The sequence below is a fragment of the Brachybacterium huguangmaarense genome (genome assembly GCF_025725725.1).
In the GTDB taxonomy this organism is placed as follows: Bacteria; Actinomycetota; Actinomycetes; order Actinomycetales; family Dermabacteraceae; genus Brachybacterium; species Brachybacterium huguangmaarense.
In genome coordinates, this window is the sequence record NZ_CP107020.1 from 2,069,192 (window position 1) to 2,090,789 (window position 21,598).

Annotated in this window: 23 protein-coding genes and 2 pseudogenes; 12 read left to right on the forward strand and 13 right to left on the reverse strand. The window is 70.5% G+C overall.

The features are described 5' to 3' along the window. Nucleotides 1–11 precede the first annotated feature (11 nt). The 8 genes from BRM3_RS09400 to BRM3_RS09430 form a co-directional block, all read right to left on the reverse strand. Entirely contained in the window at nt 12–1,565 is a 1,554-nt protein-coding gene (locus BRM3_RS09400; protein WP_263593071.1) for a long-chain-fatty-acid--CoA ligase, read from the reverse strand. Nucleotides 1,566–1,601: 36 nt separating this feature from the next. After that, a complete protein-coding gene (locus tag BRM3_RS15190; RefSeq protein WP_263593072.1) occupies nt 1,602–3,305 on the reverse strand; it encodes a VTT domain-containing protein in 1,704 nt (567 codons plus the stop codon). After that, nucleotides 3,302–3,514 carry a winged helix-turn-helix domain-containing protein gene (locus BRM3_RS15060; RefSeq protein ID WP_318152399.1) on the reverse strand — a complete coding sequence of 71 codons (213 nt, stop codon included), beginning with the start codon at nt 3,512–3,514 and terminating at the stop codon, nt 3,302–3,304. Before BRM3_RS15060 ends, BRM3_RS15190 begins: the two co-directional genes overlap by 4 nt. Nucleotides 3,515–3,595: 81 nt before the next feature. After that, complete coding sequence (locus tag BRM3_RS15065) at nt 3,596–3,973, reverse strand: response regulator (protein ID WP_318152400.1); 378 nt, start codon at nt 3,971–3,973, stop codon at nt 3,596–3,598. Then, a complete protein-coding gene (locus BRM3_RS09415) occupies nt 3,966–4,685 on the reverse strand; it encodes a phosphatase PAP2 family protein (RefSeq protein ID WP_263593073.1) in 720 nt (239 codons plus the stop codon). Before BRM3_RS09415 ends, BRM3_RS15065 begins: the two co-directional genes overlap by 8 nt. Before the next feature lie 85 nt (nt 4,686–4,770). Further along, complete coding sequence (locus BRM3_RS09420; RefSeq protein WP_263593074.1) at nt 4,771–5,433, reverse strand: aminoglycoside phosphotransferase family protein; 663 nt, start codon at nt 5,431–5,433, stop codon at nt 4,771–4,773. A 114-nt stretch (nt 5,434–5,547) separates the two neighbouring features. Beyond that, nucleotides 5,548–5,769: a hypothetical protein gene (locus BRM3_RS09425; protein ID WP_263593075.1), complete on the reverse strand. Its 222-nt coding sequence runs from the start codon at nt 5,767–5,769 to the stop codon at nt 5,548–5,550. 176 nt (nt 5,770–5,945) lie between these two features. Further along, the gene (locus BRM3_RS09430; protein WP_263593076.1) at nt 5,946–6,560 is read right to left on the reverse strand and encodes a 2'-5' RNA ligase family protein; all 615 of its coding nucleotides are present in this window, start codon (nt 6,558–6,560) and stop codon (nt 5,946–5,948) included. Nucleotides 6,561–6,717: 157 nt separating this feature from the next. On the opposite strand from BRM3_RS09430, the gene BRM3_RS09435 reads away from it, so the two are divergent. The 4 genes from BRM3_RS09435 to BRM3_RS09450 all read left to right on the forward strand — a co-directional run bounded on the left by BRM3_RS09435 (nt 6,718) and on the right by BRM3_RS09450 (nt 10,076). After that, the gene (locus tag BRM3_RS09435) at nt 6,718–7,428 is read left to right on the forward strand and encodes a DUF4232 domain-containing protein (protein WP_263593077.1); all 711 of its coding nucleotides are present in this window, start codon (nt 6,718–6,720) and stop codon (nt 7,426–7,428) included. 174 nt (nt 7,429–7,602) lie between these two features. Beyond that, the gene (locus BRM3_RS09440; RefSeq protein WP_263593078.1) at nt 7,603–8,088 is read left to right on the forward strand and encodes a MarR family winged helix-turn-helix transcriptional regulator; all 486 of its coding nucleotides are present in this window, start codon (nt 7,603–7,605) and stop codon (nt 8,086–8,088) included. 140 nt (nt 8,089–8,228) lie between these two features. After that, nucleotides 8,229–9,440 carry an FUSC family protein gene (locus tag BRM3_RS09445; protein ID WP_263593079.1) on the forward strand — a complete coding sequence of 404 codons (1,212 nt, stop codon included), beginning with the start codon at nt 8,229–8,231 and terminating at the stop codon, nt 9,438–9,440. Then, entirely contained in the window at nt 9,441–10,076 is a 636-nt protein-coding gene (locus tag BRM3_RS09450; RefSeq protein ID WP_263593080.1) for an FUSC family protein, read from the forward strand. 40 nt (nt 10,077–10,116) lie between these two features. Here BRM3_RS09450 and BRM3_RS09455 read toward each other — a convergent pair whose 3' ends face one another. Continuing rightward, nucleotides 10,117–10,524 carry a MerR family transcriptional regulator gene (locus tag BRM3_RS09455; RefSeq protein ID WP_263593081.1) on the reverse strand — a complete coding sequence of 136 codons (408 nt, stop codon included), beginning with the start codon at nt 10,522–10,524 and terminating at the stop codon, nt 10,117–10,119. Further along, the gene (locus tag BRM3_RS09460) at nt 10,505–10,903 is read right to left on the reverse strand and encodes a hypothetical protein (protein ID WP_263593082.1); all 399 of its coding nucleotides are present in this window, start codon (nt 10,901–10,903) and stop codon (nt 10,505–10,507) included. Before BRM3_RS09460 ends, BRM3_RS09455 begins: the two co-directional genes overlap by 20 nt. Nucleotides 10,904–11,011: 108 nt before the next feature. Here BRM3_RS09460 and BRM3_RS09465 point away from each other — a divergent pair, with 108 nt between their 5' ends. Together BRM3_RS09465 and BRM3_RS09470 are read left to right on the forward strand one after the other, a co-directional pair. Beyond that, on the forward strand, nt 11,012–11,863 hold the full coding sequence (locus BRM3_RS09465) for an endo alpha-1,4 polygalactosaminidase (protein WP_263593083.1): 852 nt from the start codon (nt 11,012–11,014) through the stop codon (nt 11,861–11,863). Nucleotides 11,864–12,059: 196 nt separating this feature from the next. Then, nucleotides 12,060–12,674 carry an alpha/beta fold hydrolase gene (locus tag BRM3_RS09470; protein WP_396126895.1) on the forward strand — a complete coding sequence of 205 codons (615 nt, stop codon included), beginning with the start codon at nt 12,060–12,062 and terminating at the stop codon, nt 12,672–12,674. Here the strand turns inward: BRM3_RS09470 and BRM3_RS15145 are convergent. Beyond that, a pseudogene (locus tag BRM3_RS15145) lies at nt 12,638–12,763 on the reverse strand (IS3 family transposase); the annotation flags it as partial. The gene BRM3_RS09470 and the pseudogene BRM3_RS15145 overlap by 37 nt on opposite strands. Nucleotides 12,764–13,283: 520 nt before the next feature. Then, nucleotides 13,284–14,477, reverse strand: coding sequence for an alcohol dehydrogenase catalytic domain-containing protein (locus BRM3_RS09480; RefSeq protein WP_263593086.1), 1,194 nt, complete (start codon nt 14,475–14,477; stop codon nt 13,284–13,286). 225 nt (nt 14,478–14,702) lie between these two features. On the opposite strand from BRM3_RS09480, the gene BRM3_RS09485 reads away from it, so the two are divergent. From BRM3_RS09485 to BRM3_RS09510, 6 genes and pseudogenes are all read left to right on the forward strand, one after another. Beyond that, nucleotides 14,703–17,384: an excinuclease ABC subunit UvrA gene (locus BRM3_RS09485; RefSeq protein ID WP_263593087.1), complete on the forward strand. Its 2,682-nt coding sequence runs from the start codon at nt 14,703–14,705 to the stop codon at nt 17,382–17,384. A gap of 483 nt (nt 17,385–17,867) precedes the next feature. Further along, nucleotides 17,868–18,416, forward strand: coding sequence for a type 1 glutamine amidotransferase domain-containing protein (locus tag BRM3_RS09490; protein WP_263593088.1), 549 nt, complete (start codon nt 17,868–17,870; stop codon nt 18,414–18,416). A 7-nt stretch (nt 18,417–18,423) separates the two neighbouring features. Further along, entirely contained in the window at nt 18,424–18,735 is a 312-nt protein-coding gene (locus BRM3_RS09495; protein ID WP_263593089.1) for a putative quinol monooxygenase, read from the forward strand. A 492-nt stretch (nt 18,736–19,227) separates the two neighbouring features. Further along, nucleotides 19,228–20,379 (forward strand): annotated as a pseudogene (locus BRM3_RS09500) (IS3 family transposase). A gap of 36 nt (nt 20,380–20,415) precedes the next feature. Beyond that, on the forward strand, nt 20,416–20,607 hold the full coding sequence (locus tag BRM3_RS09505) for a pyridoxamine 5'-phosphate oxidase family protein (protein WP_263595437.1): 192 nt from the start codon (nt 20,416–20,418) through the stop codon (nt 20,605–20,607). Nucleotides 20,608–20,668: 61 nt separating this feature from the next. Continuing rightward, a complete protein-coding gene (locus BRM3_RS09510; protein ID WP_263593090.1) occupies nt 20,669–20,830 on the forward strand; it encodes a pyridoxamine 5'-phosphate oxidase family protein in 162 nt (53 codons plus the stop codon). 228 nt (nt 20,831–21,058) lie between these two features. On the opposite strand, the gene BRM3_RS09515 is transcribed toward BRM3_RS09510, so the two are convergent. Further along, the gene (locus BRM3_RS09515; protein ID WP_263593091.1) at nt 21,059–21,586 is read right to left on the reverse strand and encodes a hypothetical protein; all 528 of its coding nucleotides are present in this window, start codon (nt 21,584–21,586) and stop codon (nt 21,059–21,061) included. Nucleotides 21,587–21,598 lie beyond the last annotated feature (12 nt).

Here is a 21,598-nt window from a genome sequence, read left to right on the forward strand (position 1 = left end):
GGCCGTGCCCGTCAGGACAGCTCCCGCTTGAGGATCTTGCCCGTCGAGGTCATCGGCAGCTCGTCGACGAGGACGATCTCGCGCGGGTACTTGTACGCCGCCATCTGCTCCTTCGCCCACTCCCGGAGCTCCTGGGCGGTCACGGCCGCGCCGTCGCGCAGGATCACGTGCGCCTTGACGTCCTCGCCGATGCCCTCGGCGGGCACGCCGATCACGGCGGCGAGCGACACGTCGGGATGCGTCATGAGCACCTCCTCGACCTCGCGCGGATACACGTTGTAGCCGCCGCGCACGATCATGTCCTTGCTGCGGTCGACGATGAAGTAGAAGCCCTCCTCGTCCCGGCGGGCCAGATCCCCGGTGCGGAACCAGCCGTCGTGCACGACGGCCGCCGTCTCCTCGGGACGGTTCAGATACCCGGTCATGATGTTGTGCCCGCGCACCGCGAGCTCGCCCACCTCGCCGACCTCGCGCACCGCCTCCCAGTCGGGGGAGGCGGGGTCGACGAGCATGCACTCGATGCCCCACACGGGCAGCCCGATCGAGCCGGGCCGGGGCCGTTCGCGCAGGGAGAAGCACGCCACCGGAGACGTCTCGGACAGGCCGTAGCCCTCCATGATCGTGACCCCGAGCTTCTCCTGGACCGCTCGCAGGATCTCGACGGGCATCGCCGCACCGCCCGAGACGCCCATCCGCAGGTTCTCGGCGATCGGGGCCACGTCGACCCCGTCGTGCAGGGCCCCGAGCAGCCCCCACCACATCGTCGGCACCCCCGCGAAGAACGTGACGTGCTCACGGACCAGGAGGTCGAGCGCGGCCGCGGGGTCGAAGCGCGGCATGAGCACGAGCGTCGAGGCCATCGAGAAGCTCGCGTTGAGGTCGACCGTGGCGCCGAAGGTGTGGAACAGCGGCAGCGCCACGAGGTGCACGTCCTCGCCCGGACGCGACGCGAACAGGCGATTGCACACGAGGGCGTTCATGAGCTGGTTGGAGTGGCTGAGCTCGGCGCCCTTGGGCCGGCCCGTCGTGCCCGAGGTGTAGAGGACGACGGCGGTGTCGGTCTCGGCGCGCTGGACCGTCGCGAAGGTCGGGGGCCGGGAGCCGATCGCCTGGGAGAGCGTCGTGACGCCGTCGATCGGGCTCGGCGCGGCGGGGTCGGCGGTGATGAGCACGAACGTCGGGCTCGACGCCGCGCCCCGAGCGCCCTCATAGCCCTCGCGCCCCATCGGCAGCTCCGCGGTCCCCTCGAAGCAGAAGTAGGCGCTGACCTGGGCGTCGTCGAGGTAGTAGGTGACCTCCCGGGCCTTGTTCAGCACGTTGAGCGGCACCACCACCGCACCGGTCTTGAGGATCCCGTAGTACACGATCGGGAAGAAGGGCAAGTTCGGGCACGTCAGGGCGACCCGGTCGCCGGGCTCGATGCCGATCGAGACGAGGTAGCCGGCCACCTGGTTCGCGCTCGCCTCGACCTGCGCGTAGGTGAGGCGCCGATCGCCCAGCACGAGGGCCGGATGGTCCGGGTGGGTGCGGGCGCTGTCCTCCAGGACGACGGACAGGTTGTACATGCGGGACTCCTCACGACGGCGTTGTCGGGTGCCCGCTCAATCTACGCGGCCGGCCCTGCGCGCGGACCGGCGTCGACGCAGGGCGGCGAGCAGCATCGGGAGCACCGAGACCAGGACGAGCAGGAGCACCGCCGCCTCGAGGTTGTCGCGGATGACCGGGACCCCGCCGAGGGCGTAGCCGAGCCCCGTGATCAGCAGCACCCACAGGCAGGCGCCGACCGCCGACCAGGTCAGGAACGTGCGACGCGGCATCCGCCCCACCCCGGCGACGACCGTCACGAAGGTCCGCACGATCGGCACGAAGCGACCGAGCACGAGCGCCCGCCGCCCGTAGCGGTCGAAGAACTCGATCGTGCGGTCGAAGTGCCGGCGTCGCAGCAGGCGGCCGTCGCGCTCGTACGGGCGCGCCCCGATCGCGCGCCCGATCTCGTAGCCGATCACGTTGCCCGCGAACGCGGCGACGGTCAGCGTGACGAGCGAGAGCCGGAGGGGAACGGCCAGGGCCCCTTCGTGGCTGAACATCCCGATCGCGAACAGCAGGGAGTCGCCCGGCAGGATCGGGAAGAACAGGCCGCACTCCACGAGCACGATCAGATGGGCGAGCCACCGGAACGCGTCGCCGAACTGCGCGAGCAGGCTCGCCGGGTCCATGAGCAGGTGCAGAAGGGTCATCGGGGGCCTTGTCCGGTCGGGGTCGGGTGGGCGGACGCCTGCGGGAGGGCGATCTCGAAGGTCGTGCCGTCGGGCCCGGTCGAGGCGACGCGCACGCGTCCTCCCGCCCGGACGACGGCCTCTCGGACCAGCGACAGACCGATGCCGAAGCCGCTCCGGGCGTCGCCGCCGCCGTCGACCGCGTCCGAGGAGCGGGCGAACCGGTCGAAGACCCGTCGACGTCGATGCCGCGGATGCCGGGCCCGCGATCGCGCACGGCGATGAGGACCTCGCGCGGCGCCTGCCGGACGTCGACCTCGATCGCGGTGCCGGGGCCGACTGCTTGATCGCGTTGTCGACGAGCGCGGTCAGGACGCGGGCCAGGCGCACGGTCCCCATCGGGACCGGGACGGGAGCCGGGGGTGCCTCGCACCGGATGTCGACGCCGCGGTCCTCGGCGACCGAGCGCAGGTCCCCGCACACGCCGCGCACGGTCGCGACCGCATCGGCATCCTCCTCGTCGCGGCCTCGCAGCTCCTCGTCGACGGAGGCGAGCATGTCGGAGATGACGTCGCCGAGGCGCCGGGAGCCCCGCCGCAGCGCATCGACCACCTCGCGCCGCGGATCTTCGGGCGGGATCGAGCGCTGCAGCAGCTGGACGCGCACGTCGAGCACGGTCGCAGGCGTGCGCAGCTCGTGGGAGGCGTCGGCGACGAAGCGCCGCTGGCGTGCGAGCGCAGCCGCCATCGGCGCCAGGGCGCGGCGCGCGGCGAGGAGCCCGATCACGCCCGAGACGACGATCGCGAGCACGCCCAGGAGCACCCCGGCCTGGATCAGGCCGCCCGCCCCGAGCGCGATGTGCGCCTCACGGTCGCCCGCGAGCAGGTCGGTCAGCGGCACCCGGTGCAGGACCACGGCCACGACCGCGCCGACCAGGAGGACTACGGCGACCGCGCACGCGAGCGCGATCCGGACCCCGACCTGCAGCGCCTCGCGCCGCACCAGCATCGAGTCGGGGTCCGCGGGGTCGCCGAGCACGAGGGCGCGCACGCGTGCGAGCGCAGCGGGCCGACGGCCGGGCGCGCTCACGGCTGCCCCAGCCGGTAGCCGCGGCCGCGCACCGTCTGCACGATCGCGGGCTCTGCCTTGCGGCGCAGGTAGTGGACGTAGGTGTCGACCGTGCCCGGCGCGTCCTGGGCGTCCAACACCTCCGCGAGGATGTCACGGCGGCTGAACGTGCGCCGCGGATGGGTCGCGAGCAGGCGCAGCAGGGCGCACTCGCGGTCGGAGAGGATCACCCGGTCGCCGTAGGGGGAGTAGAGCGCGCGCGACTCGGGGTAGAGATCCCACGTGCCGATCGCGACGCGGTGGCCCTCGTCCTAGGCCATGGCTGCGGTGCGGCGCAGGGCGCGCAGGCGGGCCAGCAGCTCGTGGGCGTCGAAGGGCTTGGGAAGGTAGTCGTCGGCCCCCGCGTCGAGCCCTTCGACGTGATCGCGCACCGAGCCGAGCGCTGTCAGCAGCAGCACCGGGATCCGGTCGCCCTCGGACCGCAGGGCGCGCAGGACGGACAGCCCGTCGCGGGTGGGCAGGCGGCGGTCGAGCACGATCAGGTCGTACAGACCGGAGCGCGCGGCATGAAGGCCGTCCGCGCCGTCGGTCACCAGATCGACCGTGTACGCCTCCTCGAGGATCGCGCCGAGCAGCGGTCCCAGCTCCGGGTCGTCCTCGACCAGCAGCAGTCGCGGGGTCTCAGCCATGACGGGCCACCTCCTCTCGGTTCCGGAGGCGGTCGCCTCCGGCGCCATCGTGTCGCACCGGCAGCACCAGATCGAGCGGACCGGACAGCAGCACGCACACGAACGGCACCAGCACGGCCGAGGCCAGCACGTCGGTCGGATGGTGCACCCCGAGCGCCACCCGGGACCATGCGGTCACCGCGACCACGATCACCGCCGGCACGGTGCCGAGGCGGCGCGCGGCCCCCGGGCGCAGGGTCAGCAGCACGGCGCAGCAGATCGCCGCGGCGAACGCCGTGTGCCCGCTGGGGAAGCTGAACGACGAGGGGATGGGCACCAGCTGGTGCACGAGCAGGCCGGGCTCCGGGCGAGGACGCTGCACCATGAGCTTGAGCACTGCGACGAGCCCCCAGGGCACGGCGATCAGGAGGCCGGCACGCAGCCCGGCCCACGCGCCGCCGCCGAGCACGACGCACACGAGCACCACGAGCAGTGCGACGGCGGCGGCCATGGGCGGCCCGAACACGGTGTCGATGCGCAGTGCGAGCTCCGAGGTGAACGGCCCGAGCGCCCGGTTCGCCGCGGCGACGAGCCGCAGGTCGAGGTGTTCGATCCACGGCACGGCCGGGATCACGCGGCCGAGGACGGCGACGACGAGCAGCGCGAGCACGGTGCCGCGCAGGCAGCGGCGTATCGCGCGGCGCATGGTCTCCGAGGTCGGCGGGGTCTGCATGCCGATCAGCCTGCACGGGCCCCTCCAAGAAACCTCTAAGAGGAGTGCGCGCAGGTCACCGGGGAGTCCCGCGCAAGGGCGACCGTCACCTCGGGAAGGTGCGCCGGCCGGCCGAGCGCATGGCCGCGAGACGCGAGCGCCAGCGCTCCGGCCAGCCCTCGTCGACCCAGGCCGCATGCGGTTCGTGCCCCCGCTCACCGAGCCACTGGACCTCGTCGACCGCAAGGGCGTGGCGGGCGACCGCCGCCTCGACGACGTCGAGCGGGGAGGACCAGCCGTATCCGTCGAGAAGCGCGGCGGCCCGGGCCCGGCGCAGCGCGGTCTCCCGAGCGGTCAGGGGAGCTCCGCTCGGGTCGGTCTCGATCGGGACGGTCCAGAGCAGCGCGTAGGCGATGTCGTCGGAAGCGGGCCCGGGCCGCGCCGCGTCCCAGTCGAAGAGCCCGACGACCATCCCGTCCCTCCAGGTCATGTTGGCGGGCTTGGGGTCGCCGTGGCAGATCGTGGCTGCCGGCTCCCACGGGACGGACCAGTGTGCGTCCGCCGGGAGAACGACGTCCCGGGTCGCGTCCTGGACCCTCCGCAGCAGCGCCCCCATGGAGCGGGCGCCCTCGACCGAGACGCCGTCGGGCCACGCCGTGTCGCCGTCATCGCCGGCGACCAGGCCCACGTATTCGTACCGGTCGTCGAGCCCGAGCGGTCTGGGCACGGGGAGGTCGTGCTCCCCGAGGTGGTGGAGCAGGTGATGCACGGTCTCGCTCCACGGCTTGCGGGGGCGCCGGACCACATCGCCCTGGATCGTGATGCGTCGTGCGTCGGTCAGGAGGGCCTCCAGATGGTACGGGCGCGATCGGACGGAGCCGCGTCATCGTCCCCGGTTGCGGGGGTGCTGCCGGGCCAGGCGCTCGTTGCCGTGACGGTAGGCGCCCGTCACGCGGGCCATGAGCTGCTGCGGATCCTCGGTCTCGACGTCCTCGAGGAACGCGGCCGCGCGGGGTCCGCGGAGCGTGGCCGCGGTACGCCCGTGATGGGTGATGATCACCTCGGCGCCGCGCACGAGGTAGGCGAAACCGTGAGGAGGTGGCATGCGGTCGACCGTAACGGCCGCATCCCGGGCGCGCACGGACTTTTCGGCAGGTCGTCGTCGTGCGGCACGGCACGAGGGGCCGGGCGGCTGGGACTCCCCGCACATGCCTGACTCCCAGAGCCGCAGCCCTCCGTTCTCGCAGGGCCACGGCCCTCACAGACAGGGAAGTGCGGGGGTCACCGGCCGTCGAGCGGCTTCTGGGCGAGGGCGCGCCACGTGTAGACCCGATCGTCGCGCCCCAGCTCGATCAGGGAATGCCTCGGGGCCGCGACCTCGACCTCCCGGGCGTCGCGCACCGCCTCGCGGACCGCCGCGACATCGACCTCGCCGCTGAAGTACGCGAGACTCACGTGCGGATAAAACCGCTGCCCCGACGGGGGACCGTCGATGCGCCCCACGGCCGCCTCCTGCCGCGCCTTGAGCGCGTCGATCCACGGGCTGCGGCGGGCGGACAGGAAGAGCGCCTCCGGGGACAGCACGAGCTCGTCGAACACGAGGGGGCGCACGGCGAGGTCCTCGTCGAGCGCCCGCACGAGCTCGGCGACCTGCTCCTCACCGAGATCCGTGCTGAATCCGGCGCCCGTCATGGTCAGGTGCAGCCAGGAGACCGGGACCACGTCGACGTGGTCGAGGGCGCCTAGGCGAGGAGCCAGCCGCTCCGCCTCGGCATGCAGGGCGGGGGCGTCCTCGAACGTCAGGTGATACGTGAGGTAGCGCGTGCCGGGACCCCAGCCGGGGCGCCACCACCAGTGGTCCTGCGTCCTGTCGAACTCCAGCTCCCGAAGATCCATGCCTGCGACCCTACGACCCGACCCGACACGTGGACCGGTATGCCCGGTTTCGCCTCGGCAGGCCTCTCACCAGCCCTGTCACGCGCGCCGGACAGGAGTAAGGTCGCTGGCCGAGCGGAACCGATCGAATCGAGGTATCGAGATGAACGTCCGCACGATGGCACGCAGCACCGCCGCGCTCTGCGCGGTGGGAGTCCTCGGCCTGGGGGCCGCCGCATGCGGCTCCAGCACTGACACCGGCGAGACCGCCGCGACCACGACCGCGGCCGCCTCCGACAGCGGAGGCGCCGCGCTCCCGAGCGACGGAGGAGGCGGCTCCGTCGCGAGCGACAGCGGGGGAGGGGCGACCGGCGCCTCGTCCGCCTCGAGCAATCCGAGCTCCTCGCCGTCCGCCACCGCGTCGAGCTCCTCGAGCGGCGGCTCGTCGGACGACGAGGTCGCGACGTGCGACGTCGGCGACCTGCAGGCCGCCGCGACCCAGGGCGACTCGAGTGCCGGACACGTGCACTACGACCTGACGTTCACGAACACCTCCGACGACCCCTGCCGCCTGAGCGGCTTCCCGGGCGTGTCCGTCGTCGCCGGCGGCGACGGCAAGCAGGTCGGCGCCGCGGCCGAGCATGCCGACGACAAGGGCGAGCCGACCGTGCTGATCCCCCACGCCACCGCGCACGCGACGATCGAGGCCGTCAACATCGGCGACGACGGCGGACCGCTCGGCGACTCGTGCAAGCCCGTGGACGCCGACGGCTGGCGCATCTACCCGCCCGACTCCACGAAGGCGCTGTTCATCCGCGCCGAGGGCATGAAGGCCTGCTCGGCCGATGCCGACTGGCTCACGGTCACCGGGGTGCACCCCGCGAGCTGACCGCGCCGCCGCCCGCGGCACCCGCACGGCCTGCCGGTCCTCCTGCGCGGAGAGCCGGCAGGCCGTCCTCCTGCCGCCGCACCTCTCAGCCGCCTGCTGCGGCGCCCTTCTGCGTGACCGACCGCACGGGGCTCACGCCGGCCATGTAGTTAGCCGCCTGATAGTATGTCGGCTATGGAAACGGTCATCGGCACCCAGCAGGGCCTCTTGCTGCAGCGTCTCGACGACGAGCCTGAGGCGACGTTCATCCTGGGCCTGCTCGCGACGGGACGGCGCATCGACCGGGCCTACAACGCCCTCCTCGCCGAGCACGAGCTGTCCGGGGGGCGCTTCGCGACCCTGCTGGCCGTGAACGAGACGCCGGGCATCACCCCGGCGCGCCTCGCCGAGCAGCTCGACGTCACGCGCGCGACCGTCACCGGACTGGTCGAGCGCCTCGTCGCCCGCGACCTGCTCGTGCGCGGGACGGACCCGACCGACCGCCGTCTGCAGACGCTGACGGTCACGGAGGCCGGGGCCCAGCTGATCGAGGAGGTCGTGCCCCTGCTGAGCCGCCAGCTCAGCAGGCTCGCCGCGGGCGTCCCCCAGGACGGCCGTGACGCGACCCTGCACCTGCTCGCCCTCGTGCGACGCAACCTGGACGACGGCCCCGCCGCCTGAGCGGCCCCCTTCCACCCAGACCGACAAGGAGAGTTCTGCGACGATGGATTCACGTGCACTGCGCGAGGCGGCACGACGCGGGCTGAAGCCCGGAAGACCCCTGCAGTCCGCGCCCGCGCTCCTGCGCGTGGGCCGTCGGCATGCTCGTCGCCTCCGTCGTGGGATACCTCCTGCACGACCCCGTGGACCAGATGCTGGTCACCGTGGGCGCCTTCCTCGGCACCATTTCCGCGATCATGCCGCACAACCGGTCGCGCCTGCTCGCGACCGCCGTGACGAGCCTCGCGCAGATCGTCGCCGCCGCCCTCGGCGCGCTGTGCTCCGGGCACTGGGCGATCGTCTTCCCTGTCATCTTCGTGATGTTCCTGATCTCGGGCCTGCTGCGGGCCGCCGCGATGGGCATCAGCATCCGCACCACCGTCGTGACGATCGTCTTCCTGGCCTTCGCCGAGATCTCCTCGACCCTGAGAGTGAGCACGCTGCGGATGATCGGGTTCTTCACCCTCGGCTTCGTGATCCTCAACCTCGCCCAGCCGCTGCCGCCGTACGGATCGCGGCACTCGGCGCAGCGCCGCGCGGTCTCGGCCCTCTACCGGACGATCGCCGCCGGCGCTCCCGCCGACCCCGCCCTGCTGGCCGCCGATCGCAGCGTCGCCCTGCTGCGGCGCCATCGTCACCGCGAGCTCGACCGTCTGGCCCAGCTCGTCTCGCACGGCGAGGAGATCGCCCAGCTGCTCACCGCCTTCGACGAGGACGACCACGAGCAGCGCATATGGCGCGACGTGACGCTGCACCAGCTCCAGGCGATCGCCCCGGAGATCGCACGCGCCCGGCCGAGCGGCCACCTCGCCCCGGCCGCGTGGCCGACCGAGCCCGGCAACGATCTCGAGCGCGCCCTGGTGCGGGCCGTCGACGACACGACCCGCCTCGCCGCGGGCGGCGACGTCCCGCCCGTCTCGGACGAGCGGAGCACCCCGACCTCGTTCGAGCTCGTCCGCGACGAGCTGCGGTGGGGCTCCCCGGTCCTGCACCACGCGCTGCGCCTGGCCATCGCGTCCGTCCTCGGCCAGGTGATCGGCATGGGGGTCGGCGCCCTGCTGGGGGCCGACGCGTTCCTCGCCGGCCACGGCTTCTGGGTCGTCGTGGCGGCGGCCCTCATCGTCTTCCCCGACTACGGGATGACCTTCTCCCGCGGCATCGGCCGCAGCGCCGGCACCATCGCAGGGGCGATCCTCGGCGTGCTGATCGCCCTGCTGCCGCTGTCGCCGCTCCTGCACACGATCGTGCTGTTCGTGCTGTTCTGCGGCTACCTCGTGTTCCGCAGCAGCGGCCAGCCGTGCACGATGTTCTGAGTGGTGGCGTGGATCGGCTCCCTCACGGCGGGGCCGCTCGGTGCGACCACGCGCGGCCTGGACACGATCATCGGCTGCGTGCTCGCCTTCGCCGCCTATCTCATCGCCCCCACCTGGCAGCGGCGCCTGCTCACCGAGCGCCTGACCGAGTGGGCGCGGGCCGCCGCCGAGCACCTCGACGCCCTCGTGCTGCTGTGGAACGACGATGACGAGGAGCACCGGCTGGCCGTCTCCCATTCCGTGCTGCGCGCCCGCGTGACGCGCGTCGAGTTCGCGACCTCGGCCCAGAGCGCACGCGTCGAGCCGCGGGACCGCCACGGCCGATGGGAGGACGACGCCCTGGAGGCCGCGAACGCCGGCGTCACCGCCGTCACGCGGCACATCGCGGCCCTGTCCGCTCTGGTCCCGCTCACCTCGGCCGAGGATCGCGCCCTGATCGGGGTCGAGGTCGAGCGGGCCTCGCACGAGCTGCGCGCGATCGCGGGCGCCGAGGCGCTGCCCGCCGCCGAGGAGGGGAGCCGGGCGATCGCCTCGCGCCGTGCCGTCCGGGTGCTCGAACGTCTGCGCGGCGAGGTCGACGCCCTGGTCGACGCCGCGGCGACGGCCGAGAGCCCGCACGAGCAGGTCTCCGCCTGAGCACGGCGCCCGGTCGGCCGACCGGGCCGCGTCGTGCGCCTCAGCTGTGCGCCTCCGCGGATCCCACCGGCGCGTCCAGCGGTCCCCGGTACGAGTCGAGCTCCTCCCGCCAGGCGCGCAGCTGCGCGCGAGCATCGCGCAGGGCGTCCTCCTTGGCGTCCAGCGCCTCTTCGAGCTCGTCCATCGCCGAGCGCATCGCGTCGATGCGCTCCCCGGCGGTGACGGTCCCCTCCTTCACCCGGAGCACGCTGCGCACCTGGGCGATGGAGAAGCCGGTCGACCTCAGCGCGGTGACCACCGCGAGCTGGTCCAGCGCGGCCTCGTCGTAGAGCCGGTGGCCCGACGCGGTGCGACCCGACGGCGTGACCAGACCCCTGCGCCCGTAGTAGCGCAGCGCGTCGTGGCTGAGCCCGGAGCGCCGGGCGATCTCACCGATGGACAGCGACATAGCGCCAGTAGAGCACGAGCACGACGATCAGGAGCAGGCCCCGCACGAGGTGGTGGACCAGGTGGAACTCGCCGACGGCGCGCCCCCAGGCGAGCGGACCGGCGACCACGGCGGCAACGGTCACCAGCGACAGGCCGAGGAGCACGGGCGGGGCGGTGACGTCGAGGTGCAGCGCGCGGTCCGCGGAGGGGCGGGGCACGAGGGCGAGCGCGACGCATGCGGCAGCGCCCACCGCCCCGATCGCGGAGAGCGCCCACGGCAGCGCCCACCGGGCCAGGGCGAGGTCTCGGAGATGAGCCTCGCCGGGCATAACGACCAGGGCGAGGATCTGCGTGATCACCACGGTCACGAGGGGCACGAGCAGCAGGAGTGCGGTCATGACAGCGACTCTGGGACCTGGTGCGCGCACCAGGTCAAGGATCCCGCTGCGCATCGGCTCGCTGTCCCCGGCCCCGGGGGTGCGCGAGGGCACGATTATGCTGACCGGATGCGCAGAGTCCGGCGATGGAGGGCCTCCCTCGCTGTCGCGGTCCCTCTCGCCGTCGTCTCGATGACGGGCTGCGGCACCGATGCCGCGCCGACGGCCCGTCCGGAAGGCACGCAGACCGCCGGCCGGGCGTCCTTCGGGCCGGTGACGGCGTTCGACTATCAGCTCGGCGGCCCTTACACGCCTCCGGCGGGGACGGAGCTGGTGGTGCGGGACCGGACCGAGCCCCCGGTCGAGGGCGTGTTCTCGGTCTGCTACGTCAACGGCTTCCAGACCCAGCCCGGCGAGCACGACGTGTGGCCCGAGGACGCTCTGCTCAGCGCGGACGGACAGCCCGTCGTCGATCCTGACTGGCCCGACGAAGTCCTCCTGGACACCTCGACGAGCGGCAGGCGCGACGCGATCGTGAAGGTCGTCTCGCCCTGGATCCAGGGATGCGCGGACGCCGGCTTCCAGGCCGTCGAAGTGGACAACCTCGACAGCTTCACCCGCTCGCACGGCGCCCTCACCCTCGAGGACAATCTCGCTCTCGCCGCGTCCTTGGCCGACGTGGCGCACGGGGCCGGCCTCGCGGTGGGCCAGAAGAACGCCGCCGAGTACACGCCGCGCCTGAGGGACGAGGCCGGGTTCGACTTCGCCGTCGGCGAGGAGTGCGCGGCCTACGACGAATGCTCGGCGTACACGGACGTCTACGGCGAGGCGGTCATCGACGTCGAGTACTCGGACGACCTGCCTCGGAGCTTCGACGAGATGTGCGAGGATCCTGCGTCGCCGCGCTCGATGATCCTCCGCGACCGCGACCTCGTCACCCCCGAGGATGACGGCTACGTCTTCGAGGACTGCACGCCCTGAGATGTGGGGGCGAGGCTGGACGGGGCGTGGCGGTCGAGGCAGTGGGTCGAGCAGCTCGGACACGAACCGCCCCGCGATAGGCTTCCCGTCGTATGTCATGGAGCGAACCGAATGCCTCCCTCTGCGACGAACACGACTGGTCGAGAGCGACGGGGACGATGGACGAGATGTCGGTCCGACATGGCCGCAGCCGCCGATGCCGCGAGGTCGAGGCGCCGTGAGGGGCGCCCGACGCCCTGAGGATCTCCTCGCGGGGGCCGACGTGAGCCCGCCCCTGCACGGTCGCCGTGATGAGGTCGCCGGAGTGAGCACCTTCGCCGTGGAGGGCGGGACCTCCGCCGGTTCGAGAGCACCGGTCGTCGTCGTGCATGGGCTGGCGCTGTCGAGCCGGTACCTGCGCCCCACTCTCGCCCGTCTCGGCGCCATGCGACGCGTCTTCGCCCCCGACCTCCCCGGCGTGGGCCGCAGCCAGGATGCCAAGGAGCCGGCGACCATGGCCGATCTCGCTGACGGACTCGCACAGTGGATGAGGCAGGTCGGCCTCCACCGGGCCGACGTCGTCGGTCATTCGTTGGGATGCCACGTGGTCGGCGAACTCGCGGTACGGCATCCGGGCCTCGTCCGTCGGGTCGTCCTCGCGTCTCCGTCGCGTGACCCCGCTCATCCTGCGGTCTGGCAGAGCGCATGGCGGCTGGCCGTCGACGCGCCGCGGGAGCGGCTCGGCATCCTGCCTCTTGCGGTCGTCGACTACGTGCGTGCAGGGCCGATCACGATGCTCAAGGTGCTGGCCTCGGCACGCCGTACCCCCTGAAGGCCAGCTCCTCGCATGAGCCGGGCGACCTGGTCACGGCCCACATCCCAGCCAGCGCGCCGCATCGCGTGATGCATCTTCCGCACCCCGCGGCGCAAGCGCCGGTTCTCCTCCTCGAGTGACTCGCCGCTGCCGGTGACTGGTTCGGTGGGGCCGTAGCGGTTGCACCAGATCCGCAGGGTCTCCAGGCCGACACCGAGTTGGGGTGCGATGGCCCGGATCGACTCTGCGCGCGGGCCTCCCTCGCGGGCCTGGCGCTCGTAGACCATCCGCACAGCGCGGTCACGCAGCTCGGGACTGAACTTCTTGGGCATACTCCGATTCTCCTTGCTGAGACTCGGAACGAAACCCAGGGCGCTTCAACCTCGTCGCCCCGTGGGGCGTTCCGAGTCGAGAAGGACGTTAGGCGCGGCAGCGAGGTGCTCTCCTGTCCCATGATCACGCCCCTGCTCGCTGGTCCGTGCTGGTGTGCTCTTGCATACCGGTCTGGACTACCGGAGTACGACGCCGGCCCTCGCCCGGATCGGCATCGAGAACCGATCCGTGCAGAGAGCCGGCCCGCGACCGCCGCTGAGGCGATGGTCGGGGGCCGGGGACGACGGCGCGAAATCAGGCGGGGATCATGCCATGCGGGTCGATGATGAACTTCTCCGAGGCACCGGTGTCGAACGTCGCGTAGGCGTCGGGGGCCTCGTCGAGGCTGATGACCTTGGTGTTGAGCATGTCGCTGAGGTAGGGCATGCGGTCCCACAGGATCGACATCATCAGCTCACGGTTGTAGTGCATGATCGGGGCCTGGCCGCCGGAGATCCGAGGCGACTTGATCCACGCCTTGCCGAAGTCGAGCGAGAAGGTTCCCTCCTGCTCGGCCTTGGAGGAGGCCAGCGGGTCGGGGCCGTAGACGCCGACGATGCCGGTGGCACCGCCTGCGCGGGTGGCGTCCATGACCTGGTTGATGGCGTGGGCCGGGTTCATGTCCTCGGCCTCGCGGCCGATCCCGTGGGCTTCGCTGCCGACGTAGTCGACGGCGCAGTCCACCATGGGTTCGCCGAGGATGGCCTCGATCTGATCGGTCAGCGGCACGTCCTGGTTGAGATCGATGGTCTCGCAGCCGTTGTTCTTCACCAGGTCCAGCCGGTCCTGATGGTAGTCACCGACGATGATGCAGGAAGCGCCCAGGAGACGGGCCGCCGCGGCGCCGCAGCGTCCCACAGGTCCGGCGCCGGCGATGTAGACGGTCGAGCCGGGCTTCGCCCCGGCCTCCATGAGGCCGTGGAACGCGGTGGGCAGGATGTCCGAGAGAAGGGCGAGGTCACGGATCTTCTCCATGGCCTGGTCCTTGTCCGGGAAGCGGAGCAGCTGGAAGTCGGCGTAGGGGACGAACAGGTACTCCGCCTGCCCGCCCTGGAAATCACCCAGGTTGAACCCGTAGGCGCCGCAGGACGCGTCGGGGTTCACGGTCTCGCACACCTCGGTGTGGCGGGCGCGGCAGTTGCGGCATCGGCCGCAGGCGACGTTGAAGGGGACCGAGACCAGGTCGCCTTCGGAGAGGAACTCGACGTCGGAGCCGACCTCGACGACCTCGCCGGTCATCTCGTGCCCCATCACCATGCCCTGGGGCACGGGGAAGGAACCGCGGTAGATGTGCAGGTCGGAGCCGCAGATATTGGTGGCGACGATCTTGAGGATGACGCCGTGCGGGGCGCTCTTGCCGTTCGGCATCTCGAGCTTCGGGAAGTCGAGGGTTTCGACGCGCATGTCCTTGACGTTCTGGAACACGACGGCGCGGTTGCTGCTTGCCATGACGATCTCCTCCAGTTGTGGATGGCCCGGTCGCGGAAGTGCCACGGTCATTTGGATGCCCGTCGCCCGCGACCTCGGCTCTCGTCGAGCTTAGGCGAGGAGGAATTTCGCCGTCCACCGAGGTGCCCGCCCTGGCTGCGGCGATAGGCACCACGGGCAGGTGGACCGTGGAGGACCGGGCCATGCTCCGACCGATCGGTGGAACGTATTGCTAGTCTCGCCGGCATGGTCGAAGCACGCAGGCCCTCATCGTCGGACTCCTCACCCGTCCAGCCTGACGTGCGTGTTCTCGGCGCTCGCGAGCACAACCTCCAGGACATCGACCTGGCGGTCCCCCGCGACGCTCTGGTGGTGTTCACCGGCGTCTCTGGCTCGGGAAAGTCCTCCCTGGCCTTCGGAACCCTGTTCGCGGAGTCCCAGCGCCGTTACCTCGAGTCCGTCGCTCCCTACGCTCGTCGCCTGATCGACCAGGCAGGCGTCCCGGACGTCGACTCCATCACGGGTATGCCGCCGGCCGTCGCTCTTCAGCAGCAGCGCGGGGGCCGCAGCGCGCGGTCCTCGGTGGGCAGCATCACCACGCTCTCCTCGCTGGTGCGCATGCTCTACTCCCGGGCCGGACACTACCCCGATGATCAGCCGATGCTCTACGCCGAGGACTTCTCCGCCAACACCGTGCAGGGCGCATGCCCGGAGTGCCACGGCATCGGCCGGGTGTACGAGGTCACCGAGGACATGATGGTGCCGGACCCTTCATTGACGATCCGCGAGCGGGCCATCGCCTCCTGGCCGACGGCCTGGCACGGTCATCAGCTGCGCGATGTCCTCGTCGCGCTCGGCTACGACGTCGATGTGCCCTGGAAGGATCTGCCGAAGGAGGATCGGGACTGGATCCTCTACACGGACGAGACGCCGTACGTCCCGGTCCACTCGCGCCTGACGCTCGCCGAGGCCAGGGCCGCGATCGCGGCTGGCGTCGAGCCGAGCTACTCGGGCACCTTCGTCGGTGCGCGCCGGTACGTGCTCGACACGTTCGCGAACACCAAGAGCGGGTCGATGAAGCGGCGCGTGGCACAGTTCCTCACGGCCGCGCCCTGCCCTGCCTGCCACGGCAAGCGGCTGAAGCCGGAGGCTCTGTCGGTGACCTTCGAGGGCCTCGATGTCGCTGATCTCTCCGATCTGCCCCTCGCGGAGCTCTCGACGTTGATCGAGGAGGCAGTCGCGCGGGCCAGCGGCGATCTCGACGGGACCGAGACTGCCGGTCAGGCACTGGACGAGGCAGCCCGACGCGACGCTGTGCAGCAGCGCGTCGACGCTGGCGGATCAGCCCATGAGGCAGCCCCCGACGTGCGCAGGACGCCGAACCACTCGGTGGAGAAGCTGGCCGCGACAGCGCGCCTGGGCGCAGAACTCGTCAACAGGCTGCGGCCCATCATCGACCTCGGTCTGGGGTATCTCTCCCTGGGCCGCACCACACCCACCCTCTCCGGCGGCGAGCTGCAGCGGCTGAGGCTCGCGACCCAGCTGACCTCCGAACTGTTCGGTGTGGTCTACGTGCTCGATGAGCCTTCCGCAGGGCTTCATCCGCAGGACGTCAGCGCGCTGCTCGGCATCCTCGACGGGCTCAAGCGCCGAGGCAACAGCCTGTTCGTCGTAGAGCATTCGGTGGACGTGATGCGGCACGCGGACTGGCTGGTCGACATCGGTCCCGGCGCGGGCGAGCGCGGCGGCCGCGTCGTCTACAGCGGTCCCACCGAGGGACTCGCCGCGGTGGAGGAGTCCGTGACTCGCGGGTATGTCTTCGGGGGCAGTGGCCTGCCTCACCGACCCCCGCGGGAGCCAGAGGGATGGCTGCAGCTCGAGCACGTCACGCGCAACAACCTGCGCGACGTGTCGATCCCCCTTCCGCTCGGGGCATTCACCGCCGTTACCGGAGTCTCCGGATCGGGCAAGTCGAGCCTGGTCAGCCAGGCACTGCCTGCGCTGCTCGGGGAGCGATTGGGGCGGGCTGTCCAGGCGGACGACGCTGCGGCCGCCGAGGGGGACGAGCTGTTGCTGTCGGACGAGCCCGAGGAGCTCGAGGGAACGGTCCAGGGAGACCTCTCTGGGGTGCGCCGCGTCGTGAGCATTGATCAGAAGCCCATCGGCCGCACCCCGCGCTCGAACGTCGCCACCTACACCGGCCTGTTCGACCACGTGAGGCGGAGGTTCGCCGAGACGCCCGAGGCTCGCGCGCGAGGTTATAAGCCGGGCCGATTCTCCTTCAACGTCACCGGCGGCCGCTGCCCCACCTGCGAGGGCGAGGGGTCGGTCATGGTGGAACTGCTCTTCCTCCCCTCGGTCTACACCGAGTGCCCCGACTGCCACGGAACCCGCTACCAGTCCAGCACTTTGGAGATCCTCTGGCGTGGCCGGAACATCGCGGAGATCCTCGCCATGAGCGTCGAGGAGGCGCACGAGTTCTTCGACGGCGAGTTCGACATCATGCGCTCGCTCACGGCACTGATCGACGTGGGCCTGGGCTACTTGCGTCTCGGGCAGCCGGCGACCGAGCTCTCTGGTGGTGAGGCGCAGCGCGTCAAGCTCGCAACCGAGCTCCAGCGATCCCAGCGCGGGGACACTCTCTACGTACTCGACGAGCCGACCTCGGGACTGCACTGCGCCGACTCCGACCGGCTCGTGGCTCATCTACAGACCCTCGTAGAAGCAGGCAACACCGTCGTCGCGGTCGAGCTCGACATGCGCGTGGTCGCCGCAGCCGACCACGTCGTCGACCTCGGACCCGGCGCGGGAGACGACGGCGGCACTGTGGTCGCCTCAGGCACCCCCGCGCAGGTCGCCTCGTCCGGAGCCGGTGCATCGGCACCGTACCTTGAGGCCGCGCTCCGGGAGGCCGCCTCGCGGACGTGAGCGTCGGACGGCTGCGACGGGGTCGATGACCTCGTCGCAGGGAGCGCATCGGACGAACAGGCTGCGTCGCCTGATCGGCGACCCTCGAACGACGCTGACCGGACGTCCTGCGGCGTCGTCGACGTCTTCGTGCTCCGGCGTCCCGGCGTCCCGGCGTCCCGGATGAGGTGGCCACGGGCGCCCCGTCGCTGACGTACGAGGTCTACACTGGCTGACGGGCCAGACGCCCACATTCGGCCAGGCCCCGGTGAAGAAGCCCCACCGTCGATGGCGGAACCTCAGCGACGACCTCGGGGCCGAAGCTTCTTCTCCGCCCCCCACCACCCGGCCCGAGAATCGGCAGCCACCACCTGCCGGTACCTCGATGAGCGCAACGACGACTGCACCCGAGTCGTCCTGCACCCGAACCACGCCGCCCGGTACGGACGGCGTGCGGCTCGCCCCCACGGGCGAGCCGTCATCTCTCGCAGAACGGAGCAGAACATGGCAGACGAATTGCATGGCAAGCGGATCGCGATCCTGGCCGCGGACGGCGTCGAGCGCGTGGAGCTCGAGCAGCCGCGACAGGCGCTTCAGGACGCCGGGGCCACGACCGTGCTGCTCTCGCTGCACGATGGCGAGATCAAGGCCCGCGAGAACGACCTGGACGAGGCCGGAACGTTCTCGGTCGACGCCCTGGTGAAGTCCGCCTCGACCGACGAGTACGACGCCCTGCTGCTTCCCGGCGGCACGGTCAACCCCGATCAGCTGCGCATGGACGCCGACGCCGTCGGATTCGTGCGCGACATCATGGTCGCCGACAAGCCGGTCGCCGCGATCTGCCACGGACCGTGGACGCTGGTCGAGGCCGGTGTCGCGAAGGGTCGGACGCTGACCTCGTACCCGAGCATCCGCACCGACCTGCGCAATGCCGGAGCGAACGTCGTCGACGAAGAGGTGGCGCGCGACGGGAACCTGATCACCAGCCGCTCGCCCGAGGATCTCCCGGCCTTCAACGCCGCGATGGTCGAGCTGTTCAGCCAGGAGAAGTGAGGAAAACATGGTCAACGTTGCATTGTTGGTCGTCGTTCACGCCAAGCCGGGGAAGGAGCAGGACGTCGCGGACTTCCTCCGCAGCGCCCGTCCCATCGTCGAGCAGGAGGAGGGGACGCAGGCCTGGTTCGCCCTGCAGTTCGACGCATCGACCTTCGGGATCTTCGACGTGTTCCCCGACGACGAGGCCCGCCAGACCCACCTCTCGGGTGGTGTCGGTCAGGCACTTGCTGCGCATGGAGCAGATCTGTTCAGCACCGAACCGAGCATCCAGAACGTCGACGTGATCGCGTATAAGCTGCCCGGCGAGACCTCCTAGAGCATCAGCGTCGATTGACATCGGGGTGCGGCCCCGATCGGCTCCACAGCCGTGGCCGCGGCTGTGGAGCCGATTCACCGCACGTGCCAATCCAGAACGGAGCTGCTGATCCCGTCCTGAACGAGGCTCGGCGTCGTCCTCTAGGACATGTCTCTTGAGTCGCTTTCATCGACAAGCACAAGGATCGGCACGGCATCAAGCCGATCTGCACGGTGCTGAAGGGCACCGACGCGCAGATCGCCCCGTCCACCTACTACGCGACGACCGATGACGCCGCACGTATTCCTGAGCTGGAGAAAGAGATTTCGTAGCGGGTGGCCAGTCCTCGCCACTGCTCCACGAGGGCGAAGGAGCACTCGCGATCGCGTCTGGCGTCGAGCCGACCTACTCGGGCACCTTCGTCGGTGCGCGCCGGTACGTGCTCGACATGTTCGCGAATGAACCGGCCCAGGTTTGATGCCGCTGCTGTTTGAGTCCGGAAGGATGGACAGCATGCCGAAGAAGATCGATCCCCAGCTGCGCGCGAGGTGCGTGCGGCTCGTGCGAGAGCACCAGCAGGAGTACCCCTCCCAGTTCGCCGCAGTGGTCGCGGTCGCCCGACAAGAAGGCGTCTCGAAGGAGTCCGTGCGACGTTGGCTGGCGCAGGCCGATGTCGACGACGGGACTCGTCCGGGTGTCACGAGCGAAGAGTCTGCCGAGGGCTACGCAGTCGAGCCGATCCTTCGCGTCCTGCGCCAGCAGGGCTTGAGGATCGCTGCGCGGACCTATCGGGCCTGGAAGCGTCCAGCCCACATCGCTGAGCGCACCCTCACAGATGACCTGGTAGAGGACAAAATCCGCGACTTCGCCTGGACGGTCAATCAGGTCACCGGGCAGATCCAGATGACGCCGGAGGGCCTGTATGGGCGGCGGAAGTGGGTCGCCCTGCTCCGACGTCAGGAAGGCCTCGCCGGCACCTCTCGCGGGGCGGTGGACCGGGCCATGCGGAGCTTAGGCCTGGAGGGTGTGCGGCGGGCGAAGAAGCTGCGCACCACCGTCCCTGATCCCGACGGGAAACGCGCTGACGATCTGCTGAACCGCGACTTCACCGCCCCCGCGCCGAACCGGGTGTGGGTCACCGACTTCACCTACGTCCGCACCTGGGCGGGGTTCGTCTACGTCGCGTTCGTCGTGGACGTCTTCGCCCAGCGTATCGTGGGCTGGCACGCCTCAACGTCGAAGAAGGTCGACCTGGTCATGACGCCGCTGCGGATCGCGCTCTGGCAACGAGAACGCGACGGCAACCCCGTCTCATGAGGGGATTTGATCCACCACAGCGACGCCGGATCTCAATACACAGCGATTCGGCCGACCGAGCATCTCGCGCTCGAGGGCATCGTGCCCTCGATCGGCACCGTCGGCGACGCCCACGATAACGCGCTCATGGAGACGGTGGACGGCCTGTTCAAGACCGAATGCATCCGCACGACCGTCTTCAATCCTGGAGCGTTCCGGACCCTCTCGGACGTCGAGTTCGCGACGGCCGGCTGGGTCGACTGGTATAACAACAGGCGCCTCCACGGGACGCTGGGGATGCTCACCCCGATAGAGTTCGAGACGCTCCACTACGAGGCCCTCACCCGCGAGCCCGAACCCGCAAAGTAGCGGCAGCGAACCTGGACCGATTCAGTCGTGGAGATCATGCGTTCCGGGCGCATCGTCATGCTCACCACGAACACGGCCGCCGGCAAGCTCGTTGCCCACCCAATGACGATCCAGGAGGTCTCCGATGACGCTGACGTGTGGTTGTTCGTTGACCTCGAGAGCGACCATGCCGACGCATTGAGGGCGAACCCCGCGGTGAACTTGGCCTTCTCCGGATCGGGGTCGTGACTCTCTGTCTCCGGGACAATCGAGTTCATCAATGACCGCGCGAAGACGGAGGAGTTGTGGGATGGCACCGTCGACGCCTAGGCTGGGTCTAATCCGGGTCAACAGTGACTCCGCGCAATTCTTGGGCGTGCCGGGAGGCACGCCTGCGGTGCTAGCCGCGATGGTCAAGGCGAAGGTTACCGAGAACAAGCCGGGCGGCGAGAGCGGCACCACCGAGCTGTGATCTCCGTGTAAGGCGGGGGCCCGCAAGCAACCGGATGACAAGGGCGTTCTTGATATCCGAGTAAGCCAGCGAATACGAAATAACCGCAAGCCGAGGGCGCGGAACCTTCTCCATCGCGTTAACTCGCCAAGACGCTGACCGATTTCTGATGGTGGTGGGACGATTCAGCGATGGCCTCTGCCGCCAGCCTTCACCGGTGAGGATCGCTCGCAGGGATGAATAGATCGTTCACGGTCTGGCGCCGTCGCGTCGGCGCCACAGCAGCGCCGCCGCGACAGTGCCGGCCAAAGCCGCTACGAGGTCGAGGGCGGTGTCCGACGGTGCAACGTCCACCGAGGAGTCGACCCACCGCCCGCCGGCCAGTTCCATGAGCTCCCAGACAACTGCCAGCACGATCCCGGTGACGACCACCTCTGCCCCCGAGGGCGAGGTCGAGCAGGCCACGCGAGTTACCAGCACGGCCAACAGGCCGGTGAGGGCGAAGTGCATCGGGACGTCCCACCAGGGGATCCGCTCGTAGAGCAACAGAAACGAACTGATCGCGGCGATCATGCAGACCGTTGAAGTGGCTACCTCCCACGGCTGCGGCAACCGCCAGCGCCAGCCCACCACCTGAGCTAGCGCCACCAGCATCGCCACCGCAGACTCCACCCACATCCCGTGCGCCGCGAGACCTGCGGCGAGGGCCAGCCCCGACCAGCGCACCGGTATCAGAACTAGCTCCCGGGCCCGGTGGGAGCCGTCACGACCGCTCATCACTCCCCCTTC

Coding starts and splice junctions, on each gene's coding strand:
- BRM3_RS09440 (WP_263593078.1), top strand. CDS start 7,603: ATGGAAACGGTCATCGGCACCCAGCAGGGCCTCTTGCTGCAGCGTCTC.
- BRM3_RS09510 (WP_263593090.1), top strand. CDS start 20,669: ATGGCACCGTCGACGCCTAGGCTGGGTCTAATCCGGGTCAACAGTGAC.
- BRM3_RS09515 (WP_263593091.1), bottom strand. CDS start 21,586: ATGAGCGGTCGTGACGGCTCCCACCGGGCCCGGGAGCTAGTTCTGATA.
- BRM3_RS09415 (WP_263593073.1), bottom strand. CDS start 4,685: ATGCAGACCCCGCCGACCTCGGAGACCATGCGCCGCGCGATACGCCGC.
- BRM3_RS09455 (WP_263593081.1), bottom strand. CDS start 10,524: ATGTCGCTGTCCATCGGTGAGATCGCCCGGCGCTCCGGGCTCAGCCAC.
- BRM3_RS09430 (WP_263593076.1), bottom strand. CDS start 6,560: ATGGATCTTCGGGAGCTGGAGTTCGACAGGACGCAGGACCACTGGTGG.
- BRM3_RS09465 (WP_263593083.1), top strand. CDS start 11,012: ATGCGCAGAGTCCGGCGATGGAGGGCCTCCCTCGCTGTCGCGGTCCCT.
- BRM3_RS09485 (WP_263593087.1), top strand. CDS start 14,703: ATGGTCGAAGCACGCAGGCCCTCATCGTCGGACTCCTCACCCGTCCAG.
- BRM3_RS09460 (WP_263593082.1), bottom strand. CDS start 10,903: ATGACCGCACTCCTGCTGCTCGTGCCCCTCGTGACCGTGGTGATCACG.
- BRM3_RS09495 (WP_263593089.1), top strand. CDS start 18,424: ATGGTCAACGTTGCATTGTTGGTCGTCGTTCACGCCAAGCCGGGGAAG.
- BRM3_RS09490 (WP_263593088.1), top strand. CDS start 17,868: ATGGCAGACGAATTGCATGGCAAGCGGATCGCGATCCTGGCCGCGGAC.
- BRM3_RS09435 (WP_263593077.1), top strand. CDS start 6,718: ATGGCACGCAGCACCGCCGCGCTCTGCGCGGTGGGAGTCCTCGGCCTG.
- BRM3_RS09480 (WP_263593086.1), bottom strand. CDS start 14,477: ATGGCAAGCAGCAACCGCGCCGTCGTGTTCCAGAACGTCAAGGACATG.
- BRM3_RS09445 (WP_263593079.1), top strand. CDS start 8,229: ATGCTCGTCGCCTCCGTCGTGGGATACCTCCTGCACGACCCCGTGGAC.
- BRM3_RS09400 (WP_263593071.1), bottom strand. CDS start 1,565: ATGTACAACCTGTCCGTCGTCCTGGAGGACAGCGCCCGCACCCACCCG.
- BRM3_RS09425 (WP_263593075.1), bottom strand. CDS start 5,769: ATGCCACCTCCTCACGGTTTCGCCTACCTCGTGCGCGGCGCCGAGGTG.
- BRM3_RS09470 (WP_396126895.1), top strand. CDS start 12,060: ATGCCGCGAGGTCGAGGCGCCGTGAGGGGCGCCCGACGCCCTGAGGAT.
- BRM3_RS09505 (WP_263595437.1), top strand. CDS start 20,416: ATGCGTTCCGGGCGCATCGTCATGCTCACCACGAACACGGCCGCCGGC.
- BRM3_RS15065 (WP_318152400.1), bottom strand. CDS start 3,973: ATGGCTGAGACCCCGCGACTGCTGCTGGTCGAGGACGACCCGGAGCTG.